This is a genomic window from Streptomyces sp. NPDC057253, assembly GCF_042669125.1.
In the GTDB taxonomy this organism is placed as follows: Bacteria; Actinomycetota; Actinomycetes; order Streptomycetales; family Streptomycetaceae; genus Streptomyces.
Genome location: NZ_JBHUXV010000209.1, coordinates 1 through 9,918, shown reverse-complemented (window position 1 = coordinate 9,918; position 9,918 = coordinate 1). Strand labels below are relative to the sequence as shown.

11 protein-coding genes are annotated in these 9,918 nt (G+C 71.6%); 8 read left to right on the top strand and 3 right to left on the bottom strand.

Annotated elements, in window-relative coordinates; all coding sequences use genetic code 11:
* The first annotated feature begins 105 nt into the window (after positions 1–105).
* Genes ACFULQ_RS46900 through ACFULQ_RS46890 form a run of 3 tightly spaced genes read left to right on the top strand, consistent with a single transcriptional unit; the run spans position 106 to position 3,815 of the window.
* On the top strand, positions 106–1,086 hold the full coding sequence (locus ACFULQ_RS46900; protein ID WP_383557333.1) for a zinc-binding dehydrogenase: 981 nt from the start codon (positions 106–108) through the stop codon (positions 1,084–1,086).
* A complete protein-coding gene (locus ACFULQ_RS46895; protein WP_383557330.1) occupies positions 1,079–2,857 on the top strand; it encodes a bifunctional sugar phosphate isomerase/epimerase/4-hydroxyphenylpyruvate dioxygenase family protein in 1,779 nt (592 codons plus the stop codon). The genes ACFULQ_RS46900 and ACFULQ_RS46895 overlap by 8 nt, the downstream gene beginning before the upstream one ends.
* 52 nt (positions 2,858–2,909) lie before the next feature.
* Positions 2,910–3,815, top strand: coding sequence for an oxidoreductase (locus ACFULQ_RS46890; protein WP_383557327.1), 906 nt, complete (start codon positions 2,910–2,912; stop codon positions 3,813–3,815).
* A 4-nt stretch (positions 3,816–3,819) separates the two neighbouring features.
* Here ACFULQ_RS46890 and ACFULQ_RS46885 read toward each other — a convergent pair whose 3' ends face one another.
* On the bottom strand, positions 3,820–4,275 hold the full coding sequence (locus tag ACFULQ_RS46885) for a pyridoxamine 5'-phosphate oxidase family protein (protein ID WP_383557324.1): 456 nt from the start codon (positions 4,273–4,275) through the stop codon (positions 3,820–3,822).
* A 261-nt stretch (positions 4,276–4,536) separates the two neighbouring features.
* On the opposite strand from ACFULQ_RS46885, the gene ACFULQ_RS46880 reads away from it, so the two are divergent.
* The 4 genes from ACFULQ_RS46880 to ACFULQ_RS46865 all read left to right on the top strand — a co-directional run bounded on the left by ACFULQ_RS46880 (position 4,537) and on the right by ACFULQ_RS46865 (position 7,195).
* Positions 4,537–5,328, top strand: a complete 792-nt coding sequence (locus ACFULQ_RS46880; RefSeq protein ID WP_383557321.1) for a GNAT family N-acetyltransferase — start codon at positions 4,537–4,539, stop codon at positions 5,326–5,328.
* The gene (gene infA, locus ACFULQ_RS46875) at positions 5,325–5,549 is read left to right on the top strand and encodes a translation initiation factor IF-1 (RefSeq protein ID WP_383557318.1); all 225 of its coding nucleotides are present in this window, start codon (positions 5,325–5,327) and stop codon (positions 5,547–5,549) included. The genes ACFULQ_RS46880 and infA overlap by 4 nt, the downstream gene beginning before the upstream one ends.
* A gap of 144 nt (positions 5,550–5,693) precedes the next feature.
* Entirely contained in the window at positions 5,694–6,086 is a 393-nt protein-coding gene (locus ACFULQ_RS46870; RefSeq protein ID WP_383557316.1) for a VOC family protein, read from the top strand.
* A gap of 35 nt (positions 6,087–6,121) precedes the next feature.
* Positions 6,122–7,195 carry an adenosine deaminase gene (locus ACFULQ_RS46865; RefSeq protein WP_383557314.1) on the top strand — a complete coding sequence of 358 codons (1,074 nt, stop codon included), beginning with the start codon at positions 6,122–6,124 and terminating at the stop codon, positions 7,193–7,195.
* Here ACFULQ_RS46865 and ACFULQ_RS46860 read toward each other — a convergent pair.
* Complete coding sequence (locus tag ACFULQ_RS46860) at positions 7,183–7,692, bottom strand: DinB family protein (RefSeq protein WP_383557311.1); 510 nt, start codon at positions 7,690–7,692, stop codon at positions 7,183–7,185. The two genes, ACFULQ_RS46865 and ACFULQ_RS46860, sit on opposite strands and share 13 nt — an antisense overlap.
* A 221-nt stretch (positions 7,693–7,913) precedes the next feature.
* The gene (locus ACFULQ_RS46855) at positions 7,914–8,792 is read right to left on the bottom strand and encodes a LysR family transcriptional regulator (protein ID WP_383557309.1); all 879 of its coding nucleotides are present in this window, start codon (positions 8,790–8,792) and stop codon (positions 7,914–7,916) included.
* 118 nt (positions 8,793–8,910) lie between these two features.
* On the opposite strand from ACFULQ_RS46855, the gene mgrA reads away from it, so the two are divergent.
* A complete protein-coding gene (gene mgrA, locus ACFULQ_RS46850) occupies positions 8,911–9,906 on the top strand; it encodes an L-glyceraldehyde 3-phosphate reductase (RefSeq protein ID WP_383557306.1) in 996 nt (331 codons plus the stop codon).
* The last annotated feature ends 12 nt before the right edge of the window (positions 9,907–9,918 follow it).

Below are 9,918 nucleotides of genomic sequence, written 5' to 3'. Positions count from 1 at the left end.
CTCGGCGTCTCCGCCCGCCGGGCCCTTGTTCGAGCGGCGCACGCCGCCTAGTCTGACCGCACAGCGGATCGAACGAACCATCTAGTGGTCCACTTGGGAGCCCCAGTGAAAGCAGCGGTCCTCACGGCGCCGGAACGGATCGAGACGGTCGACGACTGGCCGGAACCGGTCCCCGCACCCGGCGAGGTGATCGTCGAAGTGGGCGGAGTGGGCCTGTGCGGCACGGACTTGGCCGTCTTCCACGGCAGGCGGACCGCTCCCGTCACCCCGTGGGCCATGGGCCACGAGGGATTCGGTCGGGTCGTCTCGACCGGAGCGGACGCACCGGACCACCTGGTGGACCAATTCGTGGTCATCGAACCCAACTACGCCTGCCTCACGTGCGCCGACTGCCTCACCGGCCTGACCTCCGCCTGCCCCCACCGCACCATCGTCGGTCTGAACGCTCCGGGGGTGCTCGCCGAACGCGTCGCCGTCCCCGCCCCCTTCGTGCACCCCGTGCCCGACGGTCTGCCGGGCGCGGACCTCGCCTGCGCCGAGCCGTACACCGTCGCCCGCGCCGCGGTCCGTCGCAGCGGGGTCACCGACCGGGACCGCTGCCTGGTCGTCGGCGCCGGAGCCCAGGGCCTGCTGCTGTGCCTCGTCCTCTCCCGCCTCGGTCTCACCCCGGTCGTCACCGAACCCCACCCCGAGCGGCCGGCGCGGGCGGTACGGCTCGGTGCCGTCGCCGACGACGGCCGTAGCGGATTCACCTTCGTCTTCGAGAGCTCCGGGTACGCGCCCGCCCTGCGCCCCGCGGTGGACCGGGCCGACCCCGGGGCCACCGTCGTGCTCGTCGGCCTCAACTCCGAGCGGCTGCCGCTGACCACCGACGACGTGGTCCGGCGCCGGCTCGTGCTGCGCGGCTCGATGATCTACGACCACCCCGGCGACTTCACCGCCGCCCTGGCCGAACTGCCCGACGCCCGCCCCGGAGCCGTGACCGAGGCCCGCTTCCCGCTCGCGGGGGCGCAGGAGGCCTTCGCCGGAGCGGCCGCACGGGCCGGCAAGACCTGGATCGACCTCTCAGGGAGCGACCATGCGTAAGTCCATCGCCACCGTCTGCCTCAGCGGCACCCTCACCGAGAAGCTGACCGCCGCCGCCCGGGCCGGCTTCGACGGTGTCGAGATCTTCGAGAACGACCTCCTCGCCAGCCCCCTCACCCCCGAGGAGATCGCCGCCCGCACCGCCGATCTGGGCCTGACCATCGACCTCTACCAGCCGATGCGGGACATCGAGGCCGTCCCCGAGGAGGACTTCGCCCGCAATCTGAGGCGGGCCCGGCACAAGTTCGAGCTGATGCGCAGGCTCGGCGCCGACACCGTCCTGGTCTGCTCCAGCGTGGCCCCGCAGACGGTCGACGACGACGCCCTCGCCGCCGAGCAGCTGAGCCGACTCGCCGACCTGGCCGAGGAGTCCGGCGTCCGGGTGGCCTACGAAGCGCTGGCCTGGGGGCGGCACGTCAGCACGTACGACCACGCCTGGCGGATCGTCGAGACCGCCGGGCACCCGGCGCTCGGCACCTGCCTGGACAGCTTCCACATCCTCTCCCGCGGCTCCGACCCCAAGGGCATCGAGGACATCCCCGGCGAGAAGATCTTCTTCCTCCAGCTCGCCGACGCGCCCCGCATGGCCATGGACGTCCTCCAGTGGAGCCGCCACTACCGCTGCTTCCCCGGCCAGGGCGGCTTCGACGTGGCAGGACTCCTGCGGCACGTCCTGAACGCCGGGTACCAGGGCCCGCTGTCCCTGGAGGTCTTCAACGACGTCTTCCGTCAGGCCGACGCGGGCCGTACCGCCCTGGACGGCCTGCGCTCCCTGCTCGCCCTGGAGGAGGACGCCGGGGTCCTGCCCCTCCCGGTCCCGGTGATCCCCTCCGGTGTCGCCTTCGCCGAACTCGCCACCAGCGACCCCGAACCCGTCGGCGAACTCCTCACGGCCCTCGGCTTCACCCGCACCGCCCGTCACCACGGCAAGCCCGTCGACCTCTGGGCGCGGGGCGAGGCCCGGGTCCTGGTCAACACCGGTGCCGCGGGCGGCCGTACGGACACCACCCTGGCCGCCGTGGGCCTGGAGACGGCGGACCCGGCTGCCTCCGCCCGCCGCGCGGAAGCCCTGCTCGCGCCCGCCCTGCCGAAACGCCGCACCGCCCAGGACGTCCCCCTGGAGTCGATCGCCGCCCCGGACGGCACCGAGGTCCTCTTCTGCGCGACCGGCCGCCCCGAACTCCCCAGCTGGACCGACGACTTCGCGTACACGGCCGACAGCGCACCCGCCGACGGCACGGCCATCGACCACCTCGCGCTCACCCAGCCCTGGCACCACTTCGACGAATCCGTGCTCTTCCACCGCACGGTCCTCGGCCTCAGCCCGCACGACACCGTCGAACTCGCCGACCCCTACGGCCTGTTCCGCAGCCGCGCCCTGTCCGCCTCCTCCGCCGGGCCCAGACTGGTCCTCAACCTCGCGCCCTCCCCGCAGGAGGACGGCGGGCCGCGGGCCCGGCACGTGGCGTTCGCCGTCGACGACCTCGTTGCCGCGGTGCGCCGCTTCCGGGCGGCCGGGGCGCGGCTGCTGAGGATCCCCGCGAACTACTACGACGACCTTCAGGCGCGGTTCGAGTTCGCGGAAGGGGAGGTGGAGACCTTCCGTGAACTCGGCATCCTCTACGACCGCGACGAGCGGGGCGGGGAGTTCCGCCACTGCTACACCGAGACGGTCGGCCAGGTGTTCTTCGAGTTCGTGCAACGCTCCGGCGGCTACAGCGGGTTCGGCGCGGCCAACGCGCCCGTCCGGCTGGCCGCACAGCGCAGGTAGGAGTGCGGAAGGTGCCGCCGGTCGAGGTCCGGGAGTGTGTCATCATCCGCCGATGACCTCCGAAACGATCACCGCGGACGCGGCAGGCACCTGGACACTCGGCGATCTCACCGTCAACCGCATGGGCTTCGGCGCGATGCGGCTGACCGGCAGCGCGGCCTTCCACCTCGGCACCCCGAGCGACCGGAAGCGCTCCGTCGCGGTGCTGCACAGGGCGGTCGAGCTCGGCGTCAACCACATCGACACGGCCGCCTTCTACTTCTCCTCGCTGCGCTCCGCCAACGAGATCATCAACAGCGCGCTCTCCCCGTACGCCGACGACCTCGTCATCGTCACCAAGGTCGGGCCGTACCGGAACTACGCGGGGGAGTGGGGGACTTCGGCCCGACCGGAGGACCTGCGCGGCCATGTCGAGGAGAACCTCCGCCAGCTCGGGCGCGACCACCTCGACGTGGTGAACCTGCGGCGGATGGGACAGGACTCGATCGCCGAGCACTTCGGCGCGCTGGCCGACCTGCGGAAGGAAGGGCTGATCCGGCACCTCGGCATCTCGAACGTCGCACCCCGCCACCTCGCCGAGGCACAGGCCATCGCACCCGTGGTCTGCGTCCAGAACCGGTTCGGGCTGGGCTCCGGCAACCCCGGCACCGACGAGATGGTGCGGATCTGCCGTGAACAGGGCATCGCCTTCGTGCCGTTCTACGCCATCGCGGGCGAGGGCGCCGAACAGGGCGCCACCGCCGGCCACGACGAGGCCGTCCTCGCGATCGCACAGGTGCACGGCGCCACCCCCGCCCAGGTCCGCCTCGCCTGGACCCTGGCCCAGGGCCCGCACGTCCTCGCCATCCCCGGCACCGGCAACCCCGACCACCTCACCGAGAACATCGCGGCGGGCGCGCTGAGGCTGACCGAGGACGAGCTCGACTCCCTCAACTCACTTCATCAGCAGGCCGATTAAGCGCTCACACGACCCACACGCCGTCCTCCATGATGTGCCGCCCGCGCATCTCGTGCACGCCGTGCAGGGCCTGCACCGTGCGCGGGCGCACCTCGAAGAAGGCGTAGGACGCGCTGTCCTCGCGCGGATCCCAGCCGTGCTTCCCGATGAAGGCGCCGATCGCCGCGTCCGGCACCTCCTGGCCGCCGTACGTCCGCACGTCACCGTCGATGAGCACCACGTCCTGGGTGTCCCCGAGGGCCAGCCGGGTGCGGCCGCCGTCGCGCAGATTGCGGCCCGTGGGGTTGGTGATCCGGGTCGACAGCCAGACGCAGTCATCGTGCCAGACGAACCACAGCGCGACCAGACAGGGCAGTCCGTCGGCGTCCGCGGAGGCCACCCAGATGTCCGTCTCCCGCTCCAGCCGGGCCAGTACATCGCGCTTGCGCTGCTCGGGGGTGCGGCTCTCGGTGATCGTCATGGACGGGACGCTACCGGCGAACCGGCCCCCGGCGCCTCGGTCCGCGGCCCTAGGACCCCGGGCCGAACCCACGGGAAAAAGACTTTGAGCGAGGGAACGCGGCGCTGCTAGGTTCAGGCCGGATCGTGAATCGACGTAGGGAGGTGAGCCCCGTGAACACAGTCACCCGTGGGTGCTCCCTCATCCCGTCACGGTCCGGCGGCTGACGTTCGGCGTCGCCGGGAGCGCCTGGGATCGAGGCACTCCTGGAGAGGGACTCCGATGAACACACAGCCTTTCACCTCCGGCCTGAGCGACAGCGCGGTGACGATCACCCGTGTCGGGGACAGGCAATGGCACGCCCTGGACGACGACTTGGTGGTCGGCCGCGGCCATGCGCAACACCGGCCCGACGGACGCCTGTTCGTCAGCATCGACGCCTGGCACGACGCGCCTTTCGACCGGCTCGCCGAGGCGATGCTCGCGCAGCTGCCGGCACCCCTGTACACGGTGGTCGACGAAGCCGACGCGGACCTGACGGCCCGTTGGCGCCGGGCCGGGTTCACCGTCCGGCGCCGCGAGTGGGAGTACGCCGTACCGACCGACCCGCGGATCACCGGGCTCGACGACGTCCTGCCGCCACCGGGGGTGACCGTCGTGCCGGCCGGCCAGGCGGACGAGAGTCTGCTGCGGGCGGTGGACCGCGCGATCCGTGACGAGGTCGGGGCGAGCGTCGGATGGGAGTCGATGCCCGCGGAGGTGATCCCCTTCCCCGCGGGGGACACCGTCGTCGACCCGTCGAAGTACGCGGTGGCCGCGGCACCGGACCGCTATCTGGGCCTGATCCGGGTGGTGACGGTGATCCGGCCGCGCATCGGGCTGCTCGCGGTCCGATCGGGGGAGCGGCGGCGCGGGATCGCCCGGGCGCTGCTCGCCCACGCACTGGGGACCCTGCACCGCTCCGGGTTCGCCGAGGCCTGGACCGAGGTCCAGGAGACCAACCGGGCTGCCTCGGCACTGTTCGCGGGCATCGGCGCCCGGCCGGTGAACAGCAACCTGGAGCTGGTGCGATGACGAAGCAGAAGAACGTCATCGAGGTCGAGGGCAGGGTCGTGGAGTGCCTGCGCAGCGCCATGTTCATCGTGGAGCTGGAGAACGGCCACCAGGTGCTCGCGCACATCAGCGGGAAGATCCGCAAGAACTACATCAAGATCGTGCTGGAGGACCGGGTGCTGGTGGAACTCCCGCCGTACGACCTCACCCGCGGCCGGATCGTCTTCCGGTACCGGAACTGACGCCGATCGGCGCCTTCGACCGTAGCTGAGGCCAGTCCCCGGTCAGGACACCTTTCTGACCGGGGACCCCGCGAAAACCGGACTGGCGCCCCTGACGTTTTACGTATAACCTCTCCCGTCAACCACCCCTCCCGGAAGGTCCCGATGAGACGCGTCGCCCTGGTCACCCTCGTCGTCGACGACTATGACGAGGCGATCCGCTTCTACACCGAGGCCCTCGGCTTCCAACTCGTCGAGGACACGCCCCGCCCCGACGGCTCCCGCTGGGTCGTGGTGCGTCCGGACGCCCGTGAAGGCGGCACCGACCTGCTGCTCGCCCGCGCCAAGGGTGAGGCCCAGCGGGGCCGGGTCGGCGACCAGACCGGCGGGCGGGTCGGGTTCTTCCTGCACACCGACGACTTCACCCGCGACCACGCCCGGATGCTCGCCGCGGGCGTGACCTTCCTGGAGGAGCCGCGCCACGAGCCCTACGGCTCCGTCGCCGTCTTCCAGGACCTGTACGGAAACCGCTGGGACCTGCTCCAGCCCGCCGACTGACCCTCTCGCCACCCCGTTCGAGGAAAGACCCCGCCATGACCGCTACGCGCGTAGACGCCGACCTGATCCGCCGCCTCCCCAAGGCCGTCCTGCACGACCACCTCGACGGCGGCCTGCGCCCCGCCACCGTCGTGGAACTGGCGGCCGAGGTCGGCCACACCCTGCCCGCCACCGACCCGGACGAGCTCGCCGCCTGGTACTTCGAGGCCGCGAACTCCGGTGACCTGGTGCGCTACATAGCCACCTTCGAGCACACCCTCGCCGTCCTCCAGACGCGTGAGGGCCTGCTGCGCGCGGCCGAGGAGTACGTCCTGGACCTCGCCGCCGACGGTGTCGTGTACGGCGAGGTGCGCTACGCCCCCGAGCTGAACACCACCGGCGGTCTGGCCATGGCCGAGGTCGTCGAGACCGTCCAGGAGGGCCTCGCCGCCGGTATGGCGAAGGCCGCCGCCGCGGGCACGCCGGTCCGGGTCGGGACGCTGCTGTGCGGGATGCGGATGTTCGACCGGGTGCGCGAGGCCGCCGACCTGGCCGTGGCCTTCCGGGACGCGGGGGTCGTCGGCTTCGACATCGCGGGCGCCGAGGACGGCTTCCCGCCCGCCGACCACCTGGCCGCCTTCGAGCACCTGCGCCGCGAGAACGTACCGTTCACCATCCACGCCGGTGAGGCGCACGGCCTGCCCAGCATCCACCAGGCCGTGCAGGTGTGCGGCGCCCAGCGCATCGGGCACGGTGTGCGGATCACCGAGGACATCCCCGACCTCGCGGGCGGCAAGCTCGGCCGGCTCGCGGGCTGGGTCCGGGACCGCCGTATCGCCCTGGAGATGTGCCCGACGTCCAACCTCCAGACCGGCGCGGCCGCCTCGATCGCCGAGCACCCCATCACCGCGCTGAAGGAGCTGGGCTTCCGGGTCACCCTCAACACCGACAACCGGCTGGTCTCGGGGACGACGATGACCCGGGAGATGTCCCTGCTGGTCGAGGAGGCGGGCTGGAGCGTCGAGGACCTGCGCACGGTCACGGTGAACGCGCTCAAGAGCGCCTTCATCCCGTTCGACGAGCGCAAGGCCCTCATCGAGGACGTCGTCCTGCCGGGCTACGCGCTCTGAAGCAGGCCTCGCAGATAGGCGGCCTGTCCGACGTGCTGAAGGTCGTCGGACAGGACGCTGACCAGCCGGACGCCCAGCGTGACCGGCGGATCCCAGTTCTCGTCCACGACCCGTTCGAGGTCCTGGGCGCTCAGTCCGCGCAGGGCTTCGAGACTCTGGGCGTGGACGGCGTCGTAGTACCCGGTCAGCAGGTCCGCGGAGTCGACGCGCACTTTCGCGACCTGCGCGGGGGTGTGGCCGTACCCGATGTCGCGCGGCTTCAGATCGAGGCCGAAGCGCTTCTCCCAGTCCTGCGTCAGCCAGACCTGGTCGAGTCCGAGGGCGCCGGCCACGTGGTCGTCCTGGACGCGGGTGAGATGCCAGACGAGCCAGGCCACCGAGTTGGCGTCGGGGGCGGGGCGGTGGTGGAGGTCGTCGGGGGTCAGGCCCTCGACGGCGGCGTGGACTTCTTCCTGGATACGGCTGAACCCGTCGATGAGGATGTCCTTTGCATGCATGACGTCCACCCTCGCGCATCGCGCCGCGTCCCGCCGCACAAAAGCCGATCCGACCGCACGCGTCCGGGATCCAGCTCCTGTGGAAGCCCGCCGGCGCCTGCCCGGGCAGATGCACGCGGGCCGCTTGCTCGGCCGTGAGGCCCTGGGCATCGAGGCGGCCGCCCGTCGCAGGGATCACGGGGGCCGAACACGGCGAGGCCCCTGCTTCTCCGACAGGGGCGTCAGCTGTCGAGCAGGGACATCAGTGCCCGGGCCGCCGGGCTCGTCGCCTGCGGGGGTGGCAGCAGGGCGACCGTCTCGTACACGGCCTCGCCGGTGCCCTTGACGGGCAGGGCCGTCAGCGCGGGCCGCTTGTGCCGGAAGTGCTGCGGGACGACGGCCACGCCGAGGTTCTCGTCCACCAGGTCGAGGAGGCTGTGCACGTCGTTGACCTCCAGCGTGACGTTCCGGCGCAGACCCGCGTCGGCGAAGGCCGCGTCGGTGGTGCGGCGCGGCCCCCAGTCGGGATGGAAGTCGACGAAGACCTCACCGGCCAGATCCGCCGGCGTCACGGCGGCGCCGGCCGTCGCCAGCCGGTGACTGCGATGGCACAGCACGGTCATGGGCTCGCTCGACAGCGGTACGACCCGCAGCTGGTCGGTGTCCTGCTGCGCCGCCCGGACGGCGAACGCCAGATCGAGCCGCCCGGCCGCGACCTCCTCCGCGAGCGCGGCCGAGCCCGCCTGGCGCAGACAGATCTCCACGTCCGGATGCTGCCGCCGGAACGCGGCGAGCAGCCCCGCCACATGCAGCCCCGCCACGCACTGCTCGGAGCCGATCGCCAGCATCCCGCGCAGCACCCCCTGCACCGCGGCCACCGCCTCGTGGGCCGAACGCACCTGGGCGAGGATCCGCTCGGCCTCGCCCAGCAGCGCCCGCCCGGCCGGGGTGAGCGTCACCCGCCGGGTGGTCCGCACGAACAGCGGTGTCTGGAGCTCCCGCTCCAGCGCCCGGATGGAGGCGGACAGCCCCGACTGGGACACGAGCAGCCGCTCGGCGGCCCGGGTGAAGTGCTGGTCCTCGGCGACCGCGACGAAATGCTGGAGATGGCGCAGTTCCATGATTGAGAAGCCTATCCGCTGAATTCCATCGGATTCTTCTGTTGGACCAATGCCCCCAGGTCGCGAAAGAGTGGGTGAAGGATTCGAGGACCACCGTGCCAACCCCTCTGGAGTCGCGTTGTACACCGCACACCCCGACCGCTACGCGGACATGCCCTACCGGCGCACCGGCCGCAGCGGCCTGAAGCTCCCCGCGATCTCGCTCGGCCTGTGGCACAACTTCGGTCCGGCGGACCGCACCGTCGAGACCCAGCGGGCCATCCTGCGCCGCGCCTTCGACCTCGGTGTCACCCACTTCGACCTCGCGAACAACTACGGGCCGCCGCCCGGTGCCGCCGAGTCCGCGTTCGGCGAGGCCCTGAAGGCCGACTTCGCGTCCTACCGCGACGAGCTGATCATCTCCACCAAGGCCGGCTATCTGATGTGGCCCGGCCCGTACGGCGAGTGGGGCTCCCGCAAGTACCTGCTGTCCTCGCTGGACCAGAGCCTGAAGCGCATGGGCCTGGACTACGTCGACATCTTCTACTCGCACCGCCCCGACCCGGAGACTCCCCTGGAGGAGACGATGGGCGCGCTGCACACCGCGGTCCAGCAGGGCAAGGCGCTGTACGCCGGCATCTCCAACTACAACGCCGAGCAGACCCGTGAGGCCGCCCGCATCCTCGGCGAGCTGGGCACCCCGCTCCTCATCCACCAGCCCCGCTACTCGATGCTGGACCGGCGCCCCGAGGACGAGGGCGTCCTGGACGCGCTGGACGAGGTGGAGGCCGGTTCGATCGTCTTCTCCCCGCTGGAGCAGGGCCTGCTCACCGGCCGCTACCTGGACGGCATCCCGGAGGACTCGCGCGCCGCGAGCGACAGCCCCTTCCTGAACTCGGACGCGGTCACCGAGGACCTGGTGGCCAAGCTGCGCGCCCTGAACGACCTTGCCAAGGACCGCGGCCAGACCCTCGCGCAGCTCGCTCTGGCCTGGGTCCTGCGCGGCGGCCGTGTCACCTCGGCCCTGGTCGGCGCGAGCAGCCCGCGGCAGATCGAGGACAGCGTGGGCACCATCGCCAACCTGGACTTCGAGGCGGAGGAACTGGCGAGGATCGACGCGATCGTCAAGGGCTGACCTCCGCGAAGG